Below are 26,911 nucleotides of genomic sequence, written 5' to 3'. Positions count from 1 at the left end.
CCGGGCCCGCGGCTGCTCGGCCTGGCCTGGGACGCGGCCGTCACGGGCCTGCGACGTCCGCGCGGCGTTCGGGGACAACATCCCCGGAAGGCCGTTGCGCGCCCTCGGGGCCACCCGGCGTTCCGAGCCCGAGCAAGCCGTTCAGGTAGAGCGTCACCGCGTCCACGGTCTGGCGGGTGAACATGAACGTCGCCGGCAGGTCCAGCCCGAAGTGGGCGGCGATCCGGCGGGTGATCGAGACGGCCAGCAGCGAGTCCACCCCCAGGCGGTCGAACCGGACCGACGGGTCGATCTCGTCCGGTGCGCGGCGCAGGGCACGGCCCAGCTCGGCCAGGACGAAGCCGGCGACCGAGCTCGCCGTGGCCGAACCGCCCACTGCCGAGCTACCCCCTGCCGAACCGCCCACAGCCGAACCGCCCACAGCCGAGCTGCCAGCGCTCCCCGGCCAGCCGGTCTGCCCGCCCCGCCCGGCGCGTACGGTGTCCGGCTGCCCGCGGTTGAACTGGGCCACCAGCTCGTCCGCGACGTCGTCACGCACATCCACGATCGCGACCTGTCGGTGCGTGCTCGCGAGGAACTCGAGGAACGCGCGGGCACCGTCGGGCGGCGCGATCGGATGGAGGCCCGCCTCGAGCAGGCCGCGCTGATGCTCGGCGTCCGCGACCATGCCCAGCTCAGCCCACGGGCCCCAGTTGATCGTGCGCACGGAGGCGTTCCGGCCACGTGCGCTCGACGCGAGCGCGTCGAGCGCCGCGTTGGCCGCCGCGTAGCAGCCCTGGCCTGGCGTCACGAGCAGGCTTGCCAGCGAGGAGAAAAGCACGATGAAGTCGGGGTCCTCGGCGGTGACCACGTCGATGAGGACCTGCGCCCCGAGTTCCTTCGGCTTCATGATCGCATGCATTCGGTCGGTGGACGTCGACTGAAGCAGCGAGTCATCGAGAATGCCGGCGGTGTGAATCACCCCGTGTAACGCGCCGAAACGGTGGAGCGCCTCGCCCAGGACGCGCCGCACGGCGGTTTCGTCGGTGACATCGGCCTGGCGGTAGAGAACCTGACCACCAGCGGATTCGATCGCATCCCTGACGCCGCGATCGAGCCGGTCACGGCGCCCGGTGAGCACCAGCCGGGCGCCTGCCTCTCGGGCGAGAGCGACCGCGACTGTTGATCCCAGACCTCCCTGGCCACCCGTGATCCAGTAGACCCCGCGCGGCCTGAGCGGGGCCGCGGCCGATGTGGCCTCCACCTGGGTGAGATAGGGCAGCGTGCGTTCCCCGCCCTGGTAGTGGACGTGGAACGAGCTCAGTGGCGCGGCGAGCTCCGCTGCCAGGTCGCGCGCCAGCTCACGGGTCGCCAGCTCGGTGGCGTCGATCTGGATCGCACGTCCCGACCAGCATCCGGTCTCCCGCTCCAGCGCGCGCAGCAGCGGGGGGAGCGCGGCGTCGCTGGTCACCAGCGTGAGCTCCCGGTGCGAGGTGGGCTGGCTCCGCGCGGCGCACCGCAGGAACGCGAGGAAGGCGTCCCGTTCCGGTTCGACGCAGACCAGACGCGCGGTTGGCGGCCGCGCCTCCAGAAAGGCCAGGCCATCCTTGCCCTGGGGCACCGCGGCGACGACGCCGGTGGTGCCGCCGCTGCGCAGCTCCTCCACCAGGCGTGCGCACCGCTGGGCGTCGTCGGCCAGGATGATGACCTCGTCGGTGTGGTCGGCCCGCTCGGCGGGTCGGGGCCGCGGCATCCGCTCCACGGCGAGAAAGCGCAGCGTGTGCCGGTCACGCATGCGCTTGAGTGACACCCCCGCGAACCGCACGAGGACCCGGCCCGCGTCGTCGAGGATGTTGACGTCGCACTCGAAGCTGTCCAGCCGGTTGTCGAGGTCGCTACGAAGGAGCACGTGAGCCTGCGTCGGCCCCGACCATTTCTCGAAGACGTCCACCCGCTGGAACCCGAATCCGACGAAGGTGCCCGTAATCGGACCGTCGAGGGAGAGTGCGGCGACAGACTGCATCGCACCGTCCGCGACGTCCGCGGGGAGCCAGCGGCCGCGGGTCCGCGCCGAGGGCCGGGCAAGCCGCGCGAGCAGCTCCCCGTCGCCCAGCCGGATGCCGGTAACCATCCGCATGGTGGTTCCGTAGGTGAGGCCCGACGCGGCCAGATGCTCGTACAGGGCCTCAGGTTCGACGTCCCGGGGACACCGCCGGCGGATCGCGGCCAGATCGGGAGCGGACGGGAGCGGCCCGGTCGGCGCCCACTGCGCCGAGGCGTGTTCCTCCCACACGGCGCTCCGGTCGTCGGCGGGCCGGCTTTCGACGGTCAGGTCCGGCTCGTTCCGCGCCCGGAAGCGCCGGGAGACCCGCACCCGGCGAGACTCGCCTTCGGCGACCGCCAACGGGCTGGTGACCAGGACGTCGGTGAGACCGTACCGGCTGGCCGGGCCCGGATTCAGCTCGTCCAGCGCGGCATCGAGCATCCACGCGGCGGGGGCTATCGTCCGCTGGCGTACCTGGTGGTCACGGATCGCCGGCAGCGAACCGGTGACCACCGTCCCCTCCGCGGGCGCCCCGGCGGGCTCGACCCAGCACTCCTGATGCTGCCAGGGGTAGGACGGCAGACGTGTGCCGGCGCGGACCGGGCCCCCGTGGAACAGGGGCCAGTCGATGTCGCAGCCAGCCTCGAACAGTGCGGCCACCGCCTCGTAGGGCGCACGCTCGTCCAGCCGTCGCATCGCGGCCAGCGCGGTCGCGGGCCGGCCGGCAGCCGCGAGACCTTCGGCCACGGATACGGACAGCAGCGGGTGCGGGCTCAGCTCCAGGAAGACGGCGTGCTGTGCGGATCCGGCGTCGCGCACCGCGGATGCGAAGGAGACCGGCTCACGTAGGTTGCGCCACCAGTAGGCCGCATCCAGAGCGGTCGTGTCGAAGCGCTGCCCGGTGAGCGACGAGTAGAACGGCACGGTCGCCCGCCGCGGCGAAAGCCCGGAGAGCTCCGAGAGCAGATCCTCCCTGAGATCGTCCATCAGGGCACAGTGCGACGCCACATCCACCTGGATCCGCCGGCCGAAGACACCGGCCGGTTCCAGGGCCGCGACGAACTCGTCGACAGCCTCGTTCTCGCCCGAGACGACGATCGTCTCCGGACCGTTGTGAGCGGCGAGCGAGAGCCGGTCGCCGTACGGCCGCAGGAGATCCCGCGCACGCGCCACCGGCAGCGAGACGACCGCCATCGCGCCCTGCCCGCGGTGTCGCATCATCAGCGCGCTGCGGCGGCAGACGATCCGGGCCGCGTCCTCCAGCCGCAGCGCGCCGCAGACATGGGCCGCCGCGACCTCGCCCATGCTGTGCCCGACGACGCCGGCCGGTCGCACGCCCCACGCCCGGAACAGCGCGGCCAGGCCGACCTGGATGGCGAAGATCGCCGGCTGGACGACATCGATGCGGTCCAGCTCCGCGGCGGTCCCCTCCCGGGTCAGGACCTCGCGGACGGACCAGGTGACGAACGGGGAGAACGCCTGCTCGCAGCGTGAGATGGCGAGGTCGAAGGCGGGCTCCGCCGCGATCAGTGCCTGCCCCATCCCGACCCACTGCGCGCCCTGTCCGGGGAACACGAAGACGACATCGGGGTTCTCCGGCACAGGTACGGGTGCCATCGCCGGATCCCGCAGCCGCGGGAGAAGATCACTGGCGCCTTCGAAGGCGAACGCGGCTCGGAAACGGCGCCGACGTAATCCGCCGCCACCTCGGACCAGCGTCGCCTCGGCGCATCCCTTCCGGAGCTCTCCTTCGCCGTCGCTGTCGCTGTCGCCCTGGTGGCCGCTGAGGCCATCGGTGCGGTTGAGGTTCTCGACCCACGCCGCGTGGCGAGTGGCCTGGGCCCGGAGGGATTCCTCGGTGGCTGCGGAGAACGCCAGAATCTGGACGGCCCTCTCGGGCTGCTCAGCATGCTGGCCGTTACCCGCCGGACGTCCGGCCGCCGGGGCGGGGCCGAGCACGGCATGCGCGTTGGTTCCGCCGAAGCCGAAGGAGCTGACACCGGCCACCGCACCTGCCCCCGCGGGCTCCCACCTCCGCAGCGTGGACTGCACTCGCAGCCCGAGGCCGTCGAAGTCGATGTCAGGGTTCGGCTGCGCGCAGTGCAGCGTGGGTGGGAGAGCGTTCCGTTCGAAACACAGGGCCAGTTTGATCAGGCCGGCGACCCCTGCAGCGGCCTCAAGGTGCCCCACATTCGTCTTCAGGGAGCCGATCGCGCACGGCTGATCGGCGGAGCGCCCCTTGCCGAGCACCACACCGAGCGCGGACGCCTCCATCTGGTCACCGATCGGCGTGCCCGTTCCGTGAGCCTCGACGTAGTCGACCTCCCGCGGCTCGACGCCGGCGCGGGCCAGGGCGAGCCGTACGACGTCCTCCTGCGACTGGCGGCCGGGTGCCAGCAGTCCGTTGGTCCGCCCGTCCGAGGTCACCGCCGAGCCCCGGATCACCGCCGAGACGCGGTCGCCGTCGCGCAGCGCCTCGCTCAGCGCCTTCAACACGATCACGCCCGCGCCCTCGCTGCGCACATAACCGTCCGCCTGCGCCGAGAAGGCCTTGCAGCGCCCGTCTGGCGCCATGACGCCCGAACTGTCGAACGCCGCCGTGATGAAGGGATCCAGGATCACGTTCACGCCGCCCACGACGGCGATCGCGCATTCGCCGCTTCGTATGGCGTTGCAGGCGAGATGAGCGGCGACAAGGGAGGAGGAACACGCTGTGTCGACGGCCAGGCTGGGCCCGCGAAGGTCGAGCAGGTACGAAAGCCGGTTGGCGGCGACGCTGGATGCTCCGCCGAGCAGTGAGAAGGCGTCCACCGCCGCTGATTCCGTCAGAAGGCCTCGGTAGTCCGAGCTGGAGATGCCGACGAAGACCCCGGTCGGCGAGCCCGCCAGACTGTGGGGATCGACCCCCGAGTCTTCAAGGGCCTCCCAGGCGACCTCCAGAATCAGCCGTTGCTGTGGATCGATCCGCGCGGCCTCGTCCTCGCCGATGCCGAAGAAATCGAGATCGAGCCCGCCCACCTCGGGGAGGAAGCCGCCGAGCCTCGCCCGGCTCGCAGCATCAATTCCCTCGCGTCGGCCTCGCCACCGTGAGAATCTCCCGTCGGGCACCGTTCCGACCGCGTCGACACCGCGTTCGAGCAGGTCCCAGAACGCATCCGGCCCGGCGGCCCCCGGAAAGCGGCAGCCCATACCGATGATGGCGATCGGCTCGTTGGCGACAGGTCCGGATGCGACCTGGCCGGCCCCGGCGCTGCCAGGCCCGGTCGGCGCCCTGCCCTCGAGATGGGCGATCACCGCACCGAGGGTGGGGAACTCGTACAGGACCGTGGATGGGATCCTTCTGCCGAGGCGGGAGCTGAGCTCCTCGACGAGAGCGACAGCGTGGATCGACGAGAGCCCATACGTCGCCAGCGGTTCGTGGAATGCGATGTCGTTCGCCTCCCGACCGGCGATCTGCGCGATCCGCCGCCTGAGCCAGGCGCCCAGCTCCGCCTCTTCCATGCTGTTCTCCCCGGTTCTCGACAGTGGTTGAGGGCTTGCGTGCCGCTCTCGGCGGCCGCGGCCTCAGGCGAGTCGCCGCCAGGGAGACTGGCCGGCGAGATAGTCCTTCCGCGCCTGGGCGCGCTGCAGCTTGCCGCTCGGCGTCTTGGGAAGAGATCCGGCGGGGAGCAGGACGACGTCCCGTACTGCCAGCCGATGTTCCTGCATCACCGCGCGTCGGACCGCGGCCGCGACGCCTTCGAGGTCTCCGGCGCCCGCGGGGCCCGCCGAATCGATGCCCGCACCAGTGGCGCGGAGTTCGGCGGCGACCACCACGACTTCGCCGTCCTCGCCCGCGACCCCGAAGGCCGCGACACATCCGGGCCGGATCGCGGGGTGGGCGCCCTCGGCCGTCCACTCGATGTCCGGTGGATGGTGGTTCTGCCCGGCCACGATGATGAGGTCCCGGGCGCGTCCGACGACGAAAAGACCCTCCTCGGTCTGGAAACCGAGGTCGCCCGTCCGCAGGAACGGTCCGTCGCCGCCGTCGCTCAGCGTCGCCCCGAAGACCTCCTGGCTGAGGCCCCGGCGTTGCCAGTAGCCTGCCGTCACGCTCGGCCCGGCGACCCAGATCTCGCCGATCTGTCCCGGCGCACGCCGAGTGCGTTCCTGCGGATCAACAATGGCGACATCGAGGTCCTGGCTGATGCCGCAGCACACCAGGACACGCGCGTTCGGGCTTCCCTCCGGCACGCTCCGCACGATGCCGCGGTCGAGTGCCTCCGCGTCGAAGGAGCGAAATATCCGCGGTGCTCCCATCGGCACGCCGGTCACCATGATCGTGGTTTCGGCGAGCCCGTAGGAAGGGACCATGGAACCCGGCCGGAACCCGGCCGGAGCGAAGGTGTCACAGAAACGCCGCAGGGACTCGGCGCGGATCGGCTCGGAACCGTTCACCGCGACCGCCCAGGACGACAGGTCGATAGATTCCCGCTCTTCCTCGGTGACCTTGCGTGCGCACAGGTCGTACGCGAAGTTGGGGGCCGCCGAGAACGTGCCGCGATATTTCGAGATCGCGCCGAGCCACCGCGCCGGCCGCTGCAGGAAAGCGGTTGGCGGCATCATCACGGAATGGGTGCCCATCATTGTCGGGAGGAGGATCATGGAGATCAGCCCCAGATCGTGAAAATGCGGCGCCCACCCGACGAGGACCGCCGACTCGTCGAGCTCGAAGGACCTGCGAATCAGATCGATGTTGTGAGTGATGTTGCGGTGGGTGACCATCACCCCCTTCGGCTGGCCGGTCGAACCGGACGTGTACTGCAGCACAGCCAGGGCTTCCGGGTCGGGGGTGGTCGGCTCCCATCCTCTTCCAGGCGCGTCGACCATCGTGTCGACTGTCAGCCAGGCGGCGTCCTGGAACTCTGGAATCACCTTCACCGCCGGTTCGGTGGCGGCCCGGACGGCGGAGGTGGTGAGAACGACGGCGGGCTGCGCGTCTTCCGCGATCCCGGCCAGCCGGAGGACTCCACGAGCCCGCTGCGTCGGGTGGGGAAGGTGGACGGGCACCGCCACGACCCCCGCGTACAGGCAACCGAAGAACGCAACGATGAAATCCAGGCCGGCACCGAACAGCAGCAGAGCCCGGGAGCCGGGATCCGCCTGTGCGTGCAGATTCGCGGCGATCACTCCGGCTCTTGCGTCGACCATCGAGAAGGTGAGTGACGGGTCCGCCTCCGCGCCGTCGGGCAGGAATGTGAACAGAGCTCGATCCGGAATTCGGGCCGAATGTGCGCGCAGGGCCTCGACGGCGGAACTGAAACCTGCCGGCGCGGACGGTGCCGCCGTTCGCGACGAGGCTGTACGCCGTCGACTCTGCGAGGAGTCGGGTGCATCGACCTGGGTGGGCGGCAGCGGGGCGGGTTCGTCAGGCATCCTCGGTTCCGTCCGAGCTGGAGGAAAAACGACTGGCCGGGTAGCGCGGCCGGTGAAGGGGTGGCCGCCGAGGAGATTCTGGGGTCGCGACCTCCGGATATCATTCGGAGGAGAACTGGTGCGGGCGAATTGGGTGCTGATGCCGCCGGGGTGGACGCAAGGCCGGCGACATCCCGGGCAAGAATAGGCATGGGCCGTCTGTCATCTCAAGGGCATTGCGGTGCTTTTTGGATTGGACCCGTTGTCTTCAACGATAAGAGGGAGCGAACTTCCCGTGCCGTCGGTGGCGTGGGCGTGGGCATGAGGAGGTGGCGAAGCGTGATCCACCCGGCCGCGCACCGCCCGCGGCGGGGCCCGCCGGTGGTTGTGTGGGGGATGGCGGGCCCGCTGGGACGAACCCCCTGTTGGGATTTTCCCAACAGGGGGGTAGCATGGTCGCCATGCGCAGCATCGGTGAGCGCGTGCTGGAGCACATCCGACAGACCTGTCCGACGATCCCGCACCGGGCCATCGCGGCCCACGTCGGGATGACCCCTGATGCCTTCTCCCGTGCCCTGAACGACAAACGGGCGTTCTCCTCGATCGAGCTGGCGCGCCTCGCCGACCATCTGGGGGCGGATGTTCACTGGTTGATCACCGGGGAGCCCGACCCGCACCGGCTCGTCGTCGCGGCACGTCACGACTTCGACCATGGCACCGGCCGGCGGGCCGTACCCGGGCGGGAGGCCGACGACGAGGTGCTGCAGAGCATCGCGCTGGCCTACCGCCAGGCCTACCCCGAGCCGTGTCATCAGCCGGATCTTCCCGACAGCCCCGCCAAGGTCGCGGTCGCGCTGGGCGAGGATTTCGTGCGCCCGTTCGCGGCCAGGCTGGAAGGCCATCTGGGGGTCGACGTCCTGCGGGTCACCGGGCTTTCCACCGCCTACTCGTTCGCGATCGGCGGGCATCGGGTGATCGCGCTTCCCATCACCGGCAACTGGTTCCGGGACAACTGGTCCCTGGCCCACGAGCTTGGGCACCACGTGCTCGGCCATCACGACCAGGGCCTTTCCAACGCCGAGTGGGATGGGCACGAGGCCGCGGCGAACGCCTTCGCGGCGGATCTTCTCCTCCCGAGGGAGACGCTCGACGCCGTCGACTGGGAGGCGGTGAGCGCCGGCGGTCTGGCCGAGCTGGTGTGGCGCTGCGGCGTGTCCACGGATGCGCTCGCGCGGCGACTCACGGCCGTGAACAGCTACGTTCCCGATCTCGTACGGGAGTGGGCGGGGCACGCCACCCAGCGCCTGCTGCGGCGCCACTGGGTGAGCGAGTCGGGTGTTGACGAGATCACCCTGCGGATGGATGAGGCCACCCAGCGGCGGATCCCCCTCGCGCTGCAACATGCTCATATCGAGGCGATCGCGGCGGGCCGGTTGGGGAAGGGAACGCTTGCGTGGCTACTGGGAGTCGATCCTGATGCGCTCGAAGTCGACACCCCGAGCGTGCCCGAGGTCGATGTCGACGATCTCGCCGAGGCGCTGGGCCTCTGAACCTTGACCGCACTCCTCTTCCCCGACAACACCGTGCTGATCAACTTCGCGATCATCGGCCGTATGGACCTGTTGGAGAAACTGGCCAACGGCAGGGGCCGCTGGTGCGCGACGGTCGCCTCGGAATGCGATCGTTCCGCGCGGAAAGCCGGCCTCGACGAACTGGTCCGCGCGCACGACATCTTCGGCCCACCGCTATCACCCAGCTCGGCGGAGCTTCAGGAGGCGCGGCGTTTCCGGGCCCAGCTCGCCAGCCCCGGTGACCGTCCCTACCAGCATCTCGGCGAGGCCGAGACAGTCGCGATCATGCTGCGTCGTCGCCTGCGGGCCTTCTTCGTCACCGACGACCGCAGCGCCGCGCAGCTCGCCGCCCGCGAAGGCATACGAGTCGTCACGACCTGGGACCTGCTGAAGATCGCGGCCAGGCGGGCCGGCTGGATCGACGCCGACGACCTCTGGGCGTATGTGCAGATCCTCCGCGCCCACCGGCGCGGCGGCCTTGCCCAGGTGAAGGACCGGCCGTCCTTCGACAAGTGGTTGGCCTCCTGATCTGGTTGGCCACCTGATCCGCGAGCCTCCTGCTGGTCAGGCCGCCGGCTGCGCCACTGAGCAGGCGGGTAGGCGTTACCGAGCGGTGCCGATCTGGTCCGAGAGCCGGACGAAGCGGTAACCGGCCGCGGCCAGCTGGGGCAGGGCCTTGGCGAAGCCCCGCGCGGTGCCGCCCTCGGGGTGGTTCAGGTGGGCGATGACAATCGACCCGGGTCGCGCTGTCAGCACGGCCCGGGTGACCTGACCGGCGCTGAACGTCGCGCCGGCGTCACCGTTCACGTCGAAGTTGACGACATGCTCGCCGAGATCGGCCACGATCGCCGTCGCCACGTTGTCGCAGTGTGCTGTACCCGCCCGGAAGAACCGCGGTGGGTGTCCGACGAGCGCCTGGATCCGGTCCCGGTTGACGGCTATCTCGTCGAACACCTCACCGGCATCGTGCGTCCCGGAGATTCCGTACGCGGATCGGCCGGAGACCGAAAGCGGACGGTGCACGGTGCCGTGGTTCGCGATCTCGAACAGCGGTTCGGCGGCGAGGTCGCGGCACACCCGCGGGTTCGCGTCGATCCAGCGGGAGTTGAGAAACAGCGTCGCCGCAGTTCCGTTCTCGCGGAGACAGTCGATCAGGGCTCGGTCGTAGCCACTTCCGTGCGGTCCACCGCAGGCGTCGAAGGTCAGCGCGATCACACGGTCACGGGTGGGCAGCCTCGTGATGACGCCGGCCACCTCCAGTCCCCAGGCGGTGGGCTGTACGCCCTGATATCGGGAGATGATCTCCGTGCGGGACGGCGTCGCGGACGCCGTCGAGTTCGCTGTCGGGTGCGCCGTTTCGGCCGGTGCCCCGGCGGCCGAAGCCCCGGCTGGTGGTGCCGTGCCGACGGATTCCGCGGTGATGATCGAAGGGTCGGCGCCGGGGGGCCGTGGTGGCCCTGAGCGCGGGGCCCGATCCGCGGGGAAAGGCGCCGGCGGGTCCGCGGAACGTTGTTGGACGCCGCACGCCGCGATCGTGGGAAATGCGAGTACCGGCGCCGTGAGCAGCGCACGCCGACTGAGAGACAACCGTTCCCCCCGTAACCACCGTGTACGGCCTGCTCCGCTGGAGTGGGAACAGTGAGGGCAGGCCGACCCCCCGCCGCGGGTGGCTGCGCGGCTGAGAACAGAGGTACCACGGTTCGCGATCGCGTGCGCTGCCGACGGCAGCGCCGCCTCGGCTCCGGGATGGGTGGGTGTACGCGGGAAGGGCTTGCCCTCCGGCTGTGATGGATATTATATACAGGTCGCGCTGCCCTTCGTTCGAAGAGCACTCCTGGTCGGCGGTCGGGCAGCGGGCCGTCGAATCGAGCTCTGGGGAACGGAGTCGAGGGTGGATCTTGGCCTTGGTGGTGCGACGGTGGTTGTCAGCGGCGGATCGAAGGGAATGGGCCGGGCCGCCGCCGAGCGGTTCGCGGCCGACGGGTCGCGGGTCGCGGTGCTGGCCCGGGGCAGGGCGGCGCTGGACGAGACGGTCGAGAAGCTGAACGCGCTTGGCGCACAGGACGCCGTCGGCATCGCGACCGACCTGACCGACGCGGGCTCGGTGACAGCCGCGTTCGAACAGGTCGCCAGCCGTTTCGGGGGAGTGCTCAACGTGCTGGTGAACGCTGCCGGCCCGGTGGAGGTGGGCGTCCGCCGGTTCGATGATCTCGACGACGCCGAATGGGCGGCGACCTTCGACATCGGGACGCTCTCCGCGGTGCGCTGCGTCCGCGCGGCGCTGCCGCTGCTGCGGGCGGCCGAATGGGCCCGGATCGTGAACGTCTCCGCGCATTCGACGCGACGCCAGTCGCCGGACCTCGTCGCCTACACCGCGGCGAAGGCGGCGCTGACCAGTTTCAGCAAGAACCTCTCCCTCTCCCTGGCCCCGGACGGGATCCTGGTGAACACCGTCTCACCCGGCTCCTTCCTGTCCGAGGGCATGAAGGACTATCTGCGTGGGCTGCCCGCCGAGCGGGGCATCGACCCCGAGAGCCTGACCGACGCCATGACCGTCATCAGGGACGACTTCGGTCACCCGGCGCATCTGCCGCGTGCGGGCGATCCCGCGGAGATCGGCCCGGTCATCGCCTTCGCCGGCTCCCGGGTGAACAGCTACATGACGGGCGCGAACATCAACGTCGACGGCGGGAGCGACTTCTGACCGTTCGTGGTGCCGCGTGGTTCCCTCGTGGCGCCCCGCCGTGATCTTCACCCGCGGTGGCCTGCGTCGCAATGACCTCCGCCCACGGGGGGACGCAGGTCAGCCGATGACGCGGTGCGCGGCCTCGACGGTCTCCTTGACGGCGGCGGTGGTGTCGAGGTTGTGGGTGGCCGGCCAGAGGTCGAAGTGGGTCGCGGCCTCCAGGTAGGCGGCGACGTCCGCGTGCGACATCTCGGCTCCCGACCCGCTGGCCTGTACGGCCTGGCGCGAGGCGACCCGGGCGACGGCCACCCGGGGCGGTGCCACGCACCGCAGCCGCACCAGATCGGCGCCGGTCTCGTCCGCGGCCTCCGCGACGAGGTCCTGGGACTCCCGCGACGGCCAGGGTGCGTCGAGCACCACGCTCTGCCCACGGACGAGCGCTCGCCGGGCCTGCTCCACGAGCTCGGCGAGCCCCGGCCCGCCCCTGTCCGCAGCGGCGCCCCAGTCCGCGGCAGCGCCGCTGTCAGGGCCGTCAGCCCGCTGCGTGGCAGCGCCTCGTCCCGAGGCGCCGGCCGGGTCCTCCCGCGCCAGCAGCACCCACTCGCCCTCGCCCTCGGCGAGGTTGCGGGCCAGGGTCGACGTGCCGGTGCCGGGCAGGCCGCTGACGAGGACCAGCCGAACCCTGGCCTGGCGCAGGTGCCGCAGCGCGATGGCGGCCAGCCGGCGGGCCTCGTCGGCGGCGCCCGGCTCGCCCTGATGGTGGCGGATGCAGGCGATCCGTGTGCGGACGAACGCGCGGTAGGCGATGTACAGGTGCTCCAGCGAGGCCGGGTGGGTCTCGCCGCTGAACTCCCGGTAGGCGTCGAGGAACGTCCGGGCCGCGTCGGGTGCGCCCAGCCGCTCCAGATCCATCGCGAGGAACGCGACGTCGGCGAGGACGTCCCCGACGCGCAGCCGGTGGTCGAAGTTGATGCAGTCGAGCACCCGCGGGCCGTCGTCGAGGCAGTAGATGTCCTCGGCGAGCAGGTCGCCGTGGCCGTCGCGAACCCGGCCGGCCCGCTGGCGCTCCACCAGCAGCGGCACCCTCCCGATGAGGTAGCGCAGCGCCAGGCGGCCGATCTCGTCGACCACCGGGGCGTCGAGGATCGAGCCGCGGAAGGGCGCCACGCCGTCCATCGCCTCCAGCCACAGCGCCTCGAGCTCCGCGACGCCGCCCGCCCTGCTGATCTCCGGGGATGTCTCGCATCGCTCGTGGAAGGCGGCCAGCGCTCGCGCGATCGCACGGACCTCGCCGGTGACGTCGGCACCGCCGCGCACCAGCTCGGCCAGGCAGCGGGCCGCGGGCAGCCGACGCATCACCACCATGTGGTCGCGCATCCGCCCCGCCTCGTCGCGGATGTCGGCCACCCCGAGGTACACATCGGGTGCCAGCCGACGGTTGAGCCGCACCTCGTTCTCGCAGGCCGCCTGCCGTGCCTGGCGGCTCCGGAAACTCACGAACCCGAGATCAACCGGCTTGCGCACCTTGTAGACCCGGTCCTCGGTCAGGAAAAGAATCGAGGTGTGTGTCTCCACGGTTTCGCAGCCGCCGAGGCGAAGCTCGCCGGAAATCGTTTCCTGGCCCCACCCGGCCGTCGAACCGGACGGAATGTCAGCCACAACATCAGGTGGAGGCGTGGCATTGATCGAAAGAGAGTTCCCCGCTGCGGGCATCCGACGTCTCCAGACAAGTAATCGTCGACGACCAGTCGACGGCCATCGGACGCGACCGCCTTCTCCTGCGGGCGTGCCGGTGATGGTCCGCATATCCGGCCGTGGAGATCGTCCGACCTGGTGCGACTCTCTCCGCCGCACACGATTCCCCAGTTGTGGCGGGCTGTCAGGGGGCGGAGCGGGCACCAGCCGACTGACCTGGGTCCCGACGATGACGGGACGTTCGGGTAACGCCGGCGCCGCGCGGGCCCCACCGCCGTCCAGGCGGTGGGGGCGCAGGTGACGCTGGTGCTGCGGGTGACGCGGGTGGTGCTGGATCGGCTACTCGCCGGCCTGTTTCATCAGGTAGACCGCCGCCTGTGTGCGGCTGGCCAGGCCCAGCTTCTCCAGAATGCTCGACACATAGTTCTTCACGGTCTTCTCCGACAGCCCCAGCCGGGTACCGATCTGCCGGTTCGTCAACCCGTCCGCGATCAGCTGCAGGATCTCCCGCTCCCGCTGGTTCAGCGTCGCCATCGCCGGATCCTCGTGCGGCCCGTCCCGCAGCCGCTCCAACACCCGACGCGTCACCGACGGAGCCAGCAACGACTGACCCGACGCCACCGTCCGGATCGCACCCACCAGATCGTTGCCCCGGATCTCCTTCAGCACATACCCCGCCGCACCAGCCATGATCGCGGAGAACAGCGCCTCGTCATCGTCATACGACGTCAGAATCAGACACGCCACCCCCGGCAACGCCGACCGGATCTCCCGACACACGTCGATGCCACTGCCATCAGGCAACCGCCCGTCCAGCACCGCCACATGCGGATGCAACGCCGGAATACGCCGCAGCGCCTCCGCCGCCAGCCCGGCCTCACCGACGACCTCGATATCGTCATGCCGGGCGAGCGTCTGACGCAGACCATTCCGCACGATCTCGTGGTCATCGAGAACGAACACCCGGATCTTCTCCATGACCGCGACGATACGGTCTCCGGACCGCCTCGCCAATCGACCTGGATCGCCTGAACGGGTGATGCCGGCGGTTTCCGCACCCGCCCGCGCCGCGAAGCGTACGTCCTGCGGGGTAGCCGGGCAAAGGGACGGCAAAGGGACCTTTGGCGGGCGGTGGTCGGCGCAACGTCACCCGGACGGGGGCGCCGGAACGTCCGTCCGCGGCCAGTGGCGCGGCGGGCGGCAGGTCCGGGAAACGGCCGGTGGGCCCGTTGGTCCCGCCGGTCGCGGGACCTTCGAACGCAGCCCGCCCGACTCCGGCAACCTGCGCGGCGAGGGTGCTGCCGTCAGGGTGGACGTATGGATGTGGCGACAGCGACCCTCACGGCCGGCCTTCCGGTGAGCGCGGAGAGCTCGCGCCCCGCCCGCGACGCCCCGACCGCGCCGGGCACACCGACCGCCCCGACCGCGCCGGGCATGCCGGGAGCAGTGGCCGCGCCGGCCGCGCTGGTCGAGACGCACACATCCATCCTGATCTTTCTCGGGGACCGGGTCTACAAGGTCAAGAAGTCAGCCGATCTCGGGTTCCTCGACTTCCGCACGCGCCAGGCACGCCTGGCTGCCTGTCAGGCCGAGGTGGACCTCAACCGCCGCCTCGCTCCGGATGTCTACCTCGGCGTCGCCGACGTCCAGGGCCCGGACGGCGCCCTCTGCGACCACATGGTCGTCATGCGGCGCCTGCCCGCCGATCGGCGGCTGTCCACGCTCGTCACCGCCGGTGTCGACGTCACTGATGAGCTGCGGGCGACAGCCCGCCTGCTCGCGGCGTTCCACACCCGTTGCGAGACCTCCGCCGAGATCGCGGACGCCGGTTCGTCCGCCACGCTGGGCGGGCTGTGGGAGGAGGGCCTGCGGGGCGTCGAGCCCTACCTCGGCACCGTCCTCGACGGCGCCACCATCGACGCCATCGGTCGGCTGGCCGCCCGTTTCCTGGCCGGCCGGGAGCCCCTGCTGCGGGAACGGCAGCGCCTCGGGCTGATCCGCGACGGGCACGGTGACCTGCTCGCCGGTGACATCTACTGCCTTGACGACGGCCCCCGCATCCTGGACTGCCTGGAGTTCGACCAGCGGCTGCGCGTCGGTGACGTCCTCGGTGACATCGGGTTCCTGGCGATGGATCTGGAGAGTCTCGGCCGCCCCGATCTCGCCGCCTTCCTCCTGGCGCACTATCGCCAGTACGCGGCCGAGAGCCATCCCCGCTCGCTGGCCGACCTCTACATCGCCTACCGGGCGTTCGTCCGTTGCAAGGTCGCCTGCACCAGGTACGCGCAGGGCGTGGAGTCCGCCGCCGCCGAGGCGCGGGCACTGGCCGCGCTGGCCCTGTCACATCTGCGTCAGGGGCGGGTGCGGCTCGTCCTGGTCGGCGGCGCGCCCGGGTCGGGCCGCGGTGCGCTGGCCGCCGGCCTCGCCGACGCCGAGGAATGGACGCTGCTGCGTGCGGAGGACATCGGTCTGGTCGACGGGGCCGCCGACGACCCCACCGGCACTGACCCCACCGGCACCGAGGCCGCCGGCCGTGACGCCGCCGGCCGTGACGCCGCCGACGGTGACGCCGCCGACGGTGACGCCACCGACGGTGACCCGACCGATGTGGAGGCCGGCTACGACGAGCTGTTTCGGCGGGCCCGCGTCGCGCTCGAACGCGGTGAGAGCGTGGTCATCGACGCGGCCTGGGAGCGCCGCGCCGACCGTGACCGCGCTGCCGAGCTCGCGCGGGTGACCGCCGCCGACCTCGTCCAGCTCAGAACGGCGCGCGGCGGGCCCGGCAGCTCCGCGGGGGGTGGCCTGCGGTGGGAGCGGACGTCCGGACCGGTGCGCAGGATGGCCGCGGCCAGCTCGGAACATCCGGATCCCTGGCCGGAGGCGACGACCCTGCCCCAGGGCGCCGGGCCCGACGCCCTGCTGCGAGCGGCGCGGCGTGCCGCCGGATGAGCCGGTGGCCGGGGAATCGGCATCATCCGGGCGTGGTCTCGCGTATCTTCCTCGCGTGGCGGCGAGATCCCAGTCCTCGACCTCCCAGCCCCCGGGCGCGCACCCCTCGGCTCCAGGGCCCGCCGGCGCGCGGCCCGTGGCCGCCCCAGGCGCGCAGCCCGTGGCCGCACAGCCGGCGACGCCGCCGGGCGACGGGCTGATGTTCCCCACGGTGGCCAGGCTGGAGCTCGACGACCTGCTCAGCCAGCTCGTCGAACGTGCCCAGGATGTGCTGGCCACCCAGAGCCGGCTGCGTGGGCTGCTCCAGGCCAACCGGGCCATCGTCACCGACCTGCGGCTGCCTGTGCTGCTGCGCAGCATCGTCGAGGCCGCCACCGTCCTGCTCGGCGCCCGCTACGGTGCCCTGGGCGTCGTCGCGCCGGACCGCACGCTGGAGGAGTTCGTCCACGTCGGCCTGGACGAGTCCGATGTGCGCACGATCGGGGACCTGCCCTCCGGGCACGGCCTGCTGGGCCTGCTCATCGACGACCCGCGCCCGCGGCGTGTCGCAGACATCTCCCGGGACCCGGGCTCGCAGGGCTTTCCGCCGGGCCATCCACCGATGAGGTCCTTCCTCGGCGTGCCGATCATGGTGCGAGGGGAGGTCTTCGGCAATCTGTACCTGACCGACAAACATGACGGTGTTCCGTTCACCGCTGAGGACGAGGAGCTCGCGCTCGCGCTCGCCGCGAACGCCGGTGTGGCGATCGCGAACGCCCGGCTCTACCACGAGTCGCAGCAGCGGCACCGCTGGATGGCCGCCTCCGCGGAGGTCACGCGCCTGCTGATGGCCGGCGCCGACGACGCGCTCACCGCGCTCGCCGCCCGGGTGCAGGTCGTCGCCGACGCCACCTTCGTCGCGCTCGTGCTGCACGCCGATGCCGATGCCGACGACCAGGATGACCGGGATGACCGGGGTCGGCGCGGCGATCAGGGCGAAACCCGTCAAAGAGGTGAGAGTGATCGCGAGGAGGGCGTGGCCGGCTACGCCCGGGTCGCCGCCGTGGTCTCGGGCTCGGTGATCTCAGGCTCCGGGGTCTCGGATTCCGTGGCCCCGGATTCCGCGGGCGCGGGCGCGGCGCAAGGCGCGAAGGTCGGTCACCTCGTCCCGCTGGGACGGACCCTGACCGGCCGTGTCATCGCCGAGCGGCAGGCGCTGCGGGTCGACGACGCTGAGCTCGACGCGCTTCCCGAGGAGCGCGCCGTGAGCACCGGGCCGCTCATGGTCGTCCCGCTCGTCGCCGGCACCGACCAGTGCGGCGGGGCGCTGCTCATCGGCCGCGACCGCGGAGACCACGGATTCACGGACAGCGACCTGGACATGGCCTCCAGTTTCGCCGGGCACGTCGCCGTCGCGCTCGAACTGGCCCGCGCCAAGATGGATCAGGAGCATCTTCGCGTTCTCGCCGACCGCGGCCGAATCGCCCGGGACCTGCACGACCACGTCATCCAGCGCATGTTCGCCGTCGCGCTCGGAATGCAGGATCTCGCCCAGTACGAGAATCCGTCGAACGCGAAACGGATCAACGGATACGTCGAGGACATCGACGCCACCATCAAGGACATCCGTCGCACCATTTTCGAGCTGCGAGGCAGGAGTGCCGTCCGGCGCGGCCGCCTTCAGGCCGCTCTTGACAAGATCGCGGAGGATGTCCGGCCGGCGCTCGGGTTCGCGCCGACCGTGGCCCTCGCCGGCCCGCTGGACACCGTCGTCGACGACCAGCTCACCGACCAGCTGCTCGCCGTGGCGCGGGAGGCCCTCACCAACGTGGCGCGCCACGCCCACGCGACCAGGGTGCAGCTGCGGCTCGCCGTGGACGGGGGGAACGTCACCCTCGACGCCGTCGATGACGGGGTCGGCATCGGTGACACCGTCCGCCGCAGCGGTCTGGACAACCTGCGGGCCCGGGCTGAGAACCTGGGTGGCACCTTCGCCGTGACGACACCGCCCACCGGTGGAACCCATCTGCACTGGACGGCCCCGCTTTAGCCGGTACCGGTACCGGCACTGACCAGTGCCGGGCCGGCGCCCGTGACGGGCGGGACCATGGTCCCGCTACCGGCATGTCCGACGAACCGCACACGGGCAGTCCGACGACAGATGCGCCGTTCCGGCCATGATGCGAAATTTGAACTGTCAATTTCGCCTCAGCAACAAAAAGGTGGCCGGAAATGGACAGAACAATTCTTGTCGGTGTGGACGGATCCACCGGCTCCGAAGAAGCTCTGCGCTGGGCTTTCCGTGAGGCGCGGCTGCGCCGGCGGCCGGTGACCGCACTGCTGGCCTGGGGCACGGACGGATTACCACGGGAGCTGCACCGCCGGGCCGGCCGGGCCGACCACGCCGAACTCGAGGCCTCGGCCGTCGCGGCGCTGGACCAGGCCATCGAACGCGCCGACGCCAAGGGCGTCGAGGTGCACCCGATGCTGGTCGAGGCGGCACCCGCGGTCGCGCTGGAGGAGAACGCACCCGGCGCCGAGATGATCGTCGTCGGATCGCACGGCCATGGGCCCATCACCCGGGTCCTGGCGGGCTCGGTGGCGCAGACCGTCGTCAATCACGTCCAGGTCCCCGTGGTCGTCGTCAGGGGACGAACCACGCAGCGCCCCGACGGCCAGCGTCCGAACGGCCAGCGCCCTGACGCCGACCGGCCCGACAGCCAGCGCAGGCCGGTCGTGGTCGGCGTCGACGGTTCGGGGAACTCCGTGGGCGCGCTGCGCTGGGCCGCCCAGGCGGCGGCCCTGCGGCGGGCGCCCCTGCGGGTCGTGTTCGCGCTGGGCCGCACGGATCCGCTGTACCCGGAGCTGATGATCAGCGGGCAGGTGGACCTGCTGCGACGGGCCCAGGCGATGCTGGACGAGACGGTCGGCAAGGGGCTCGCCAGCGCCGCCGAGGTGGCGGTCGACACCGTCGTCGCCCCGGACGCGCCCAGCGTCGCCCTGCTGCACGAGGCGGAGCTGGCGCAGCTGCTCGTCGTCGGGCGCCGCGGCCACGGCGGCTTCGCCGATCTGCTGCTCGGCTCGGTCAGTCATCAGTGCCTGCTGCACGCGGCGTGCCCGGTGGCCGTCGTCCACGACGAGGCCGCAGGAGGCTGAGCGCTGGACCCTGAGCCCCGTCAGGTGGAAGTCTTGGTCGCCTTGTGTGATCTTTTCGCTAGCCGAAAGGGCTCACTGACCTCGGACGTCCACCGAAACTGGAGGCGCACTGTGCCTGACCGGCCGGAGGCGGCCCCGGAGGCCGTCGACACCGCACCTGCTCGGCTGTCCAAGGCCGCGTACGAGAAGGAGCTCGTCCGGCTGCAGACCGAGCTGGTGCGGATGCAGGAGTGGCTCGTCGTCACCGGCGGCCGCCTCGTGGTCGTGATGGAGGGCCGGGACACCTCCGGCAAGGGCGGGACCATCAAGCGGCTGACCGAGCGGCTCAACCCACGGCACTACCGGGTGGTCGCCCTGGGCACGCCGACCGAGCGGGAACGGTCCCAGTGGTACTTCCAGCGATACATCACCCATCTGCCGTCGGCCGGCGAGATCGTCTTCTTCGATCGAAGCTGGTACAACCGGGCCGGGGTGGAACGGGTCATGGGTTTCTGTACGGACGAGGAATACGACGAGTTCCTGCGGACCTGCCCGCAGCTTGAACGCGCGTTGGTCCGTTCGGGAATCACCCTGGTCAAGTACTGGCTGTCGTTGAGCGACGAGGAGCAGGAGCGCCGCTTCACCGACCGGATCCGGAATCCGGAGAAGCGGTGGAAACTCTCCGATCTCGACCTGCAGGCCCGCGCCCACTGGGTCGACTACGCCGAGGCCAAGGACGAGATGTTCGCGTACACGGACATCCGGCAGGCGCCCTGGTACGTGGTCGACGCGGACGACAAGCGCAGCGCGCGGCTGAACCTCATCAGCCATCTGCTGTCGATGGTCCCGTACGAGCCGGTCCACTACCCCGAGGTGAAGCTGCCGCACCGCCAGCAGCGTGCCTACAAGCGCCCGCCGATCGACAGCCAGACCTGGGTCCCGCGCCGCTACGTCGTCGACTGATCCCCTGATAGCCGCCGTCGAGGGGGCATGTGCGGCGTCGGGGTGTCGCTGCGGTTGTTCGGCGACGCCATCGGTCACTATCTGCGCATCAGTGGATGCGAAGGGTGGCATCCCTGGGGCTGTCTGGGGCCCGCCGGCACAGGTAGGGATGCGGGGACGGATGAGACTGTGGTCCGCGGGCCGGCGATCCGCCGCCGGGCTGGTCATGACGGCGACGCTCGCGGCGCCGGTCGGTGCCGCCCCGCCGGCCCAGGCAGCCCCGGCTGCCCCGTCCGCGCCTTCCGGAGGCGCGCCGCACAGCGGGCTGTTCGCGCTGCCGGAGTACTACCTCAGCGGGCACGGGCCGGTGTCGGTCGCCGCGGGGGACCTCACCGGTGACGGCCGGCAGAGCCTCGCCGCCGTCAACATCGCCGACGGCACGGTGTCGGTGCTGCTGGGCCGTGGGGACGGGACCTTCGGCCCGCCGGTGCCCTACCCGGCCGGGTCGGGTCCGTCCGATGTGTCGATCGAGGATCTGCGGGGCATCGGCGTTCTCGATGTGATCGTCGCTGATTCGTCCAGCGGCCTGGTGTCGGTGCTGCTGGGAAACGGGGACGGAACCCTCGGCCTGCCGGTGCCCTACCCGGCCGGGCCCGGCCCGTCCTCGCTGTCGGTGGACGATTTCAACGGCGACAGCGTTCCTGACGTGGCCGTCGCGGACCAGTACAGCGGCACGGTGTCGGTGCTGCTGGGCCGGGGCGACGGGACCTTCGGCCCACCGGTGCCGCAGCTGGCCGGGTCGGCGCCGTCGTCGTTGGATTCCGGTGACTTCAACGGGGATGGGATCATCGACATCGCCGTCGTGAACCTCGGCGACGCCACCGTGTCAGTGCTGCTGGGCAACGGTGACGGCACCTTGCAGCCACCGCGGCCGTACCTCACCGGCCCGGGCCCGACGGACCTGGCGGCGGCCGTCCTGCGTGACGCGGGCGACGACCAGGGCGACGACGAGGGCAGGGGCGGCGCAGGCAGAGGCAAGGTCAGCGGCGGCGACGCCGGCAACCTGGATCTGATCGTTGCCAATGCCGGTGACGGCACGGTGTCGGTGCTGCTGGGAAACGGTGACGGTACGTTCCAGCCGGCGCGGCCGTACCTGTCCGGCCCGGGGCCGTCGGCGGTGGACACGGGTGACTTCTCGGGCGACGGCATCGCCGATGTGGCGGTCGGCAACGCCTCGGACTCGACGCTGTCGATCCTGCTCGGCAACGGCGACGGCACCCTCGGACCACCGCTGCTCCACCTCGCCGGCCCGGGCCCGTCCACGGTGGAGGTGGACGACCTTCGCGGTGACGGCCATTCCGATGTGATCGTCGCCAACGGGCGTGGCAGCACGGTGACGGTGCTGCTGGGGACCGTGGCCGCAGGCACCGCGGGCGGCGGGGGTGGGGGCGGAGGCGGAGCTGCCGGCGACGCCCGGGACTCCTGTTAGGGCGTCACCGGCAGGGTGTGCATCCGGCATGGTGTGCATCCGGCCGGGGGCACCTCGGACAGGGCGCCTCCGCCCGTCTCAGGCGTGGATGACCGCCACCGGGCAGGCCGCGTGCAGCACGCACTGGTGCGCGGTGGAGCCGAGTACCAGCTCGGCGAACCCGCCGCGCCCCCGCGTACCGACGACCAGCAGCTGGGCCTGCTCGGCGGCCTGCAGGAGCGCGTGTGACGCGGAGTCGTCGACGGCCTCCAGGCTGACCTGGACGGCGCTCTCGTCATCGAGATCGGCCGTCGCCACGTCTTTGAGCAGCTGCTCGGACCCGGTGCGCAGCGATGGGTAGAAATCGGGCACGGGCACGCCGAAGGTCGTGACGTCGATGCGGTAGCCGTTCACGAGGTGCAGGGCGACACCCCGCTCCTGCGCCCGCGCGGCGGCCCAGCGCACCGCCGCCTGGGACGGCTCGGAGCCGTCGACGCCGACGATGATCGGCCTGCGGTCGGGTGCGTTACCGGTGTCCGGCGGTGTGCCGCGGACCACGACGACGGGGCCGGACGAATGATGCAGGAGCCGGTGGGCGACGGAGCCGGCCAGGATGCGGTGGACCAGCCCGGCGCCGCGCTGCCCGACCACGGTCATCTCGGCGTTCTTGGCCGCCGAGACGAGGGCTTCCACCGGGTCCTGGTTCACGACGAGCTTTCGCACCTCGACCGGGGGGACCGGGGCGGGTATCCGGGCGATCGTCCGCTCGAGCTGCTCGGCGGCCGCCTCGGTGAGAGCTTGGTGGTTCGCCGCGACCGCGGCCTCGTAGACAGACCGGGGCAGACCGTCGGCGGTCCACCCCAGCAGTGCGGTGACCGGCCGCTTCTCGATCTGGGCCGTCTCGTAGGCCCAGCGCAGTGCGGCCGCCGAACCATCGGAGCCGTCGATGCCGACCAGGATCTCGCGGCGGTGTTCGGTGCTCACCGTGGTCCTCCTCCATCCATCCTGCGGGCGCTGCCCCATCCGGCGTGCCTGCCCTATCCGGCGTGCGCTGCGCACCTGTCCGGGTGGGCCGGAAGGTGCTGGTGCCAGCCTGCGACCTGGGGGCGTGCTGGGGAAACCGACGAAGGGTGATCGCGGCGGCGGTCCTTCGGCCCCCGCGCCCAGTCCTTCGGCCTACGGGGCTGACGGCCCTGGCTGCGCTGCGATAAACCGGCCTTGCCGCTTTGTCGGTGGCGTTTTTTCGGTGTCGTGCGGGGCGGTGGACCGTGCGGGATGCGTGTGCATTCATGGTGAGCGCCCGTGCGTGACGAGTCCGGGCTGTCGGGCCTGTGGTGTACGGAGGCGTACGTACTGCCGCGCCTTCTTCGGATTCGCGGCTAATCGGACCTCTCGTGACGGCGCGGCTGTGTTCTCTCGACGGCTACCTCGCGCCAAGGATTGACTGCCGGGGCGGTTGTCGGTAGATGTGTGTGGCGGCGGTGGTCGGCTACGGCGGTTTTCCTTGTGATCGTCGGTGCGTGGCCGTGTCGCGACCGGGTCCGGAGCTGCGTTTGTGATCATTTCCCGGTCGTTTCTGTGGTTGTGGATCAGGTTTTCCGGGGCGCCCTGGTCGGATTTTGGTTCGGACCCTGTCACCTTGGGGAAATGGCGCTGGCCGTGGTTGGCCGGTGGCGCCCACGTTCACTCGCGGCTATCGGTCCAGATCCTCACGCGTCTTCCCGGGCTGCTCGGCCGGCCGTCGACGGGTGATGGTGCCGCGGCTGCTCCGGTGTCTGCCGTCGTCCATCATGTGCTGTTGGGGGAGGCAAATGCTTGAGAACAGGCGCTGGTGCGGGCTGAGCGGTGGCCTGCCGAGAGCCGAGGCGAGTCGATGGTGTGAATTCCGAGATGCGGTCGTGAGTATCGCCCCGGACGGGATTCTGATCGTCGATGGGGTGGATCATATAGCCGTGATAAATAATGAAGCAGGTCGTCTGCTCGGTCTACCGCCGAACATCGAGGGCCGCCAGGTCGACGAGCTGGAACTTGACCCTGAAGTCGCACGGGTGCTCGGTTTCCGGCACCGGCTGGGTGCGGAGGTAATGCCGGTCGGGGGTCGCCTTCTGGCAGTCGAGTGGCGTCTGAGCGCGCCAGGGTGCCTCGGCGAGAGACCGGCGGGAACACTCCACCCGGGCGGCGAGGGGCTCAGGGTCGCCACGCTGCGGGACGTCACCGACACGCACACGCTTTCCTGCCGGCTGGACGTCGCCCTGGGGCTGGTGGCGGAGCTGCGCGCGCAGCTGCATGAGGCGGCGAACAGGCTGCACACGGTCGTCACTCTCGTGCAGCTCGAGCGATACGCGCAGGCTGTCGATCTCGCGTTCGCCGCGGCCGGCAGTGTGGTCGTCCAGCGGGAGGCCGAGCGGGTGGTGCTGGCGATCGACGAACCCGTGCTCTCGGCCCTGCTGGTGAGCAAACTGGCCGAGGCCCGTGACCGGGGAGTCGACCTGCGCATCACCGAGGACACCCGCTACGAGGCGTTCGACATCGACCCGGTCGACCTGGTGACCCTGGTGGGGAACCTCGTGGACAACGCGATGGACGCCGTGCTGGGCACGGGCCATGCCGTCGGGGAACCGGCAGCGTCGCGGCAGGTCGACCTCACCATCCGCGCGGATGCCACCGGCCTGCTGATCCGGGTGGCGGACAGCGGCCCGGGCCTTGATCCCGACACCGTCGCCGACGCCTTCGGTGCGGGCTGGACGACCAAGCCGGCCCGAGCCGTCGGGGCGCTGCGCCGTGGGCTCGGGCTCGCGCTGGTCCGGCAGATCGTGACCAGACACGGCGGCCAGGTACACGTCGGCCGGGAACGGGGCGCCGTCTTCACGGTGAGCCTGGCCGCGCCCGGTGGTGCGCCTGCCCCGCCGGGCGGGTAGACGGCGATGGCGCGGCCGCCTATCCGCACGCTGATCGTCGAGGACGATCCGCTCGTCGCGGGTGCCTACAGCGCCTACATCGGGAGGATCCGGGGTTTCGTGGTGAGCGGTGTGGCGCACACCGGTGCGGGCTCGCTGTGGGAGGCGACCGGTGGTCGGCATGACCTCGTCCTGCTCGACCTGAGCCTTCCCGACATCAGCGGTCTGGAGGTGTGCCGGGTCCTGCGCTCGCGTGGCGCGAACCCCGACATCATCGCGGTCACCGCGGCCCGGGACGTCGCGACCGTCCGCGCGGCGGTGTCACTCGGCGTTCTGCTTTACCTCGTCAAGCCGTTCGGCTTCGCCGCGTTCCGAGCCCGGCTCGAACGGTACGCGGCTTTCCGGAGCCACTTCGATGCCGCCGCCACCGCACGCCTGAGCCAGCACGAGGTGGACACCGCGCTGGCCGTGCTCCGGTCCCACAGCACCCCCGGTGCGGAACTGCCCAAAGGCCTCTCCGTGACGACCCTGAACACGGTCGTCGACTATCTCGGGGAGGCGGCGGCACCAGTCTCGGCCGACCAGGCCGCCGGGCTGCTCGGGCTGTCCCGCGTCACGGCACGCCGTTACCTGGAATGGCTGGCCGGGCAGCGGATGGTTGTTCGCACCCAGCGATATGGCCGGCCTGGGCGGCCGGAACACCTCTATCAGTGGCGGGGGCGCACCCGTCATCCCGTCGGTGACCAGTATGACCTAAACCGCGACAGATTCCGGTGACCACGGAAAGGTGGCCGAGACGAGAGCCACGGCGCGATGTGGATGGTTCGAATGGCTGAAGCAGGTGTGCGACGTCCAGAACGCGGTGCGCGGGACGTCCTGGTCACCGGAATGGGTTTCTGCCTCCCCGGAGGAACGGCGGCGGCGCCGCTGTTCACTGCGGAGGAGATCTGGGATGTCGCCGCGAACGGACGCTCCTGCATCGTGAGCGGCGGCATCTATCATGGCCGGGTCGATCTGACCGAGGCGATGTTCGACGAACGGTTTCCGGAGCTTCCCTCGCTCTACACGTCCGGGCTGACCCGCGCCCACCGGTTCGGGCTGGTCTCCTTTGCCGAGGCGTGTGCGGACGGAAAACTCGACTTCCGGGCCGGTGACCTGACCGAGGCTGCGGTGCTCGTCGGCCGGGGAGGGCTCGACGACAATATCGATCCCTATATCGCCCTGCGGGACGCCGAACCCGAACAGATGGCGGCGACGGCGGCGACGGCGCTGTTCATCCGTGCTCAGCTCGGGATCACGTCGTATGACGTGACCTTGCTGCAGGCGTCACTGGCGCGTTCCACCGGGCCGAGCTTCACCGTCTCCTGCGGCTGCTCGTCCTCCACAGTCCAGCTGGGGATCGCACTTCGCATGATTGCGACCGGTGAGGTGGACGTCGCCGTGGTGACCGGCGTCGACGCCTTCAGCATGGACATCATGCGCAACGCGCAGCGCCTCCTGTTCGCGGCGAAGCGCGGCGGGCCACAACCAGGTGCGGACACGCTGCCCGAGACCCTGCCGTCGATGGACCGACCGATGCGGCCTTACGACGTCCGGGCCGACTGCGTCAACTTCGGTGAGGGCTCGGTGACGGTGGTGCTGGAAAGCCGTCAGCATGCCGAGCAGCGCGGCGCCCACATCTACGGGCAACTGCTCGCGCAGGCGACGACCCGGGACGGCCTGGCCAGCCCGCTGTCCCTGGACGACTCCGGCGCCGCCCTGGTCGCCGCGGTGCGCAGCTGCCTGGGGGACCGCTGGAGCGTCGACCAGATTCCGTACGTCAACGGGGGCAGCGACGGCGACATGAACGTCACCATGACCGAGTCGAATGCCATCCGGGAGCTGTACGGACCGGCGGTTCCCGCCGTTCTGCTGAGTTCCCAGGAGGCGTGTTTCGGGCACAGCGGGGCGCAGTCGGGAAACCTGGGCCTGGCGCTGACCCTGCTCATGATGGAGAAGAGCCAGGTATGCCCCACGGCCAACTGTGAGCAGCCCGTCGACTTCCTGAGCTTCGACCCGATTCCGGGCACCCGGCCCCGCCCGCTGGACTTCGACCACGCGCTCAGCTTCACCTATCAGATAGGCGGCCTGAAGAGCGTCGTCCTGATGAGTTCCGCCGACGCCTGCTGACGG

Annotated in this window: 17 protein-coding genes; 11 read left to right on the top strand and 6 right to left on the bottom strand. The window is 70.8% G+C overall.

What is annotated here, in order from left to right; genetic code table 11:
• Window positions 1-40 precede the first annotated feature (40 nt).
• Both ACG83_RS23095 and ACG83_RS23090 read right to left on the bottom strand, forming a co-directional pair.
• Window positions 41-5,524 (bottom strand): type I polyketide synthase, encoded by a 5,484-nt coding sequence (locus tag ACG83_RS23095; protein WP_054568291.1) that lies wholly within the window; start codon window positions 5,522-5,524, stop codon window positions 41-43.
• A gap of 63 nt (window positions 5,525-5,587) precedes the next feature.
• Complete coding sequence (locus tag ACG83_RS23090; protein ID WP_054568290.1) at window positions 5,588-7,438, bottom strand: fatty acyl-AMP ligase; 1,851 nt, start codon at window positions 7,436-7,438, stop codon at window positions 5,588-5,590.
• A gap of 431 nt (window positions 7,439-7,869) precedes the next feature.
• On the opposite strand from ACG83_RS23090, the gene ACG83_RS23085 reads away from it, so the two are divergent.
• Together ACG83_RS23085 and ACG83_RS23080 are read left to right on the top strand one after the other, a co-directional pair.
• Window positions 7,870-8,967, top strand: a complete 1,098-nt coding sequence (locus ACG83_RS23085) for an ImmA/IrrE family metallo-endopeptidase (RefSeq protein ID WP_083473471.1) — start codon at window positions 7,870-7,872, stop codon at window positions 8,965-8,967.
• A 3-nt stretch (window positions 8,968-8,970) separates the two neighbouring features.
• The gene (locus ACG83_RS23080) at window positions 8,971-9,516 is read left to right on the top strand and encodes a hypothetical protein (protein WP_083473470.1); all 546 of its coding nucleotides are present in this window, start codon (window positions 8,971-8,973) and stop codon (window positions 9,514-9,516) included.
• A gap of 75 nt (window positions 9,517-9,591) precedes the next feature.
• On the opposite strand, the gene ACG83_RS23075 is transcribed toward ACG83_RS23080, so the two are convergent.
• Window positions 9,592-10,242, bottom strand: coding sequence for a polysaccharide deacetylase family protein (locus tag ACG83_RS23075; RefSeq protein ID WP_235498113.1), 651 nt, complete (start codon window positions 10,240-10,242; stop codon window positions 9,592-9,594).
• Between the two features lie 637 nt (window positions 10,243-10,879).
• Here ACG83_RS23075 and ACG83_RS23070 point away from each other — a divergent pair.
• Window positions 10,880-11,692, top strand: a complete 813-nt coding sequence (locus tag ACG83_RS23070) for an SDR family NAD(P)-dependent oxidoreductase (RefSeq protein ID WP_054568288.1) — start codon at window positions 10,880-10,882, stop codon at window positions 11,690-11,692.
• A gap of 99 nt (window positions 11,693-11,791) precedes the next feature.
• Here the strand turns inward: ACG83_RS23070 and ACG83_RS23065 are convergent, their stop codons facing one another.
• Window positions 11,792-13,387 carry an AAA family ATPase gene (locus ACG83_RS23065; protein WP_054568287.1) on the bottom strand — a complete coding sequence of 532 codons (1,596 nt, stop codon included), beginning with the start codon at window positions 13,385-13,387 and terminating at the stop codon, window positions 11,792-11,794.
• A 321-nt stretch (window positions 13,388-13,708) separates the two neighbouring features.
• Window positions 13,709-14,347 carry a response regulator transcription factor gene (locus ACG83_RS23060; protein WP_054568286.1) on the bottom strand — a complete coding sequence of 213 codons (639 nt, stop codon included), beginning with the start codon at window positions 14,345-14,347 and terminating at the stop codon, window positions 13,709-13,711.
• 339 nt (window positions 14,348-14,686) lie between these two features.
• Between ACG83_RS23060 and ACG83_RS23055 the strand changes: the two genes are divergently transcribed.
• From ACG83_RS23055 to ACG83_RS23035, 5 genes are all read left to right on the top strand, one after another.
• Window positions 14,687-16,318, top strand: a complete 1,632-nt coding sequence (locus ACG83_RS23055; protein ID WP_054568285.1) for an AAA family ATPase — start codon at window positions 14,687-14,689, stop codon at window positions 16,316-16,318.
• Window positions 16,319-16,517: 199 nt separating this feature from the next.
• Window positions 16,518-18,347, top strand: a complete 1,830-nt coding sequence (locus ACG83_RS23050; protein WP_054568596.1) for a GAF domain-containing sensor histidine kinase — start codon at window positions 16,518-16,520, stop codon at window positions 18,345-18,347.
• Window positions 18,348-18,529: 182 nt separating this feature from the next.
• Complete coding sequence (locus ACG83_RS23045; protein WP_054568284.1) at window positions 18,530-19,453, top strand: universal stress protein; 924 nt, start codon at window positions 18,530-18,532, stop codon at window positions 19,451-19,453.
• A gap of 111 nt (window positions 19,454-19,564) precedes the next feature.
• Window positions 19,565-20,395, top strand: a complete 831-nt coding sequence (gene ppk2 / locus ACG83_RS23040; RefSeq protein ID WP_054568283.1) for a polyphosphate kinase 2 — start codon at window positions 19,565-19,567, stop codon at window positions 20,393-20,395.
• A gap of 160 nt (window positions 20,396-20,555) precedes the next feature.
• Window positions 20,556-21,863: a VCBS repeat-containing protein gene (locus ACG83_RS23035; protein WP_054568282.1), complete on the top strand. Its 1,308-nt coding sequence runs from the start codon at window positions 20,556-20,558 to the stop codon at window positions 21,861-21,863.
• Window positions 21,864-21,941: 78 nt separating this feature from the next.
• Here the strand turns inward: ACG83_RS23035 and ACG83_RS23030 are convergent, their stop codons facing one another.
• Entirely contained in the window at window positions 21,942-22,826 is an 885-nt protein-coding gene (locus ACG83_RS23030; RefSeq protein WP_054568281.1) for a universal stress protein, read from the bottom strand.
• A 914-nt stretch (window positions 22,827-23,740) separates the two neighbouring features.
• On the opposite strand from ACG83_RS23030, the gene ACG83_RS42695 reads away from it, so the two are divergent.
• The 3 genes from ACG83_RS42695 to ACG83_RS23010 are packed head-to-tail and all read left to right on the top strand — an operon-like array spanning window position 23,741 to window position 26,908.
• Window positions 23,741-24,760, top strand: a complete 1,020-nt coding sequence (locus ACG83_RS42695) for a sensor histidine kinase (RefSeq protein WP_161934789.1) — start codon at window positions 23,741-23,743, stop codon at window positions 24,758-24,760.
• A gap of 6 nt (window positions 24,761-24,766) precedes the next feature.
• Window positions 24,767-25,516, top strand: a complete 750-nt coding sequence (locus tag ACG83_RS23015) for a response regulator (protein ID WP_054568278.1) — start codon at window positions 24,767-24,769, stop codon at window positions 25,514-25,516.
• A gap of 51 nt (window positions 25,517-25,567) precedes the next feature.
• Window positions 25,568-26,908 (top strand): beta-ketoacyl synthase, encoded by a 1,341-nt coding sequence (locus tag ACG83_RS23010; RefSeq protein ID WP_116437544.1) that lies wholly within the window; start codon window positions 25,568-25,570, stop codon window positions 26,906-26,908.
• The last annotated feature ends 3 nt before the right edge of the window (window positions 26,909-26,911 follow it).

It is taken from the genome of Frankia sp. R43, from assembly GCF_001306465.1.
GTDB classification, from domain to species: Bacteria; Actinomycetota; Actinomycetes; order Frankiales; family Frankiaceae; genus Parafrankia; species Parafrankia irregularis.
Note: the sequence above shows the minus strand (reverse complement) of the source record. Positions and strands in the feature narration are given on the sequence as shown.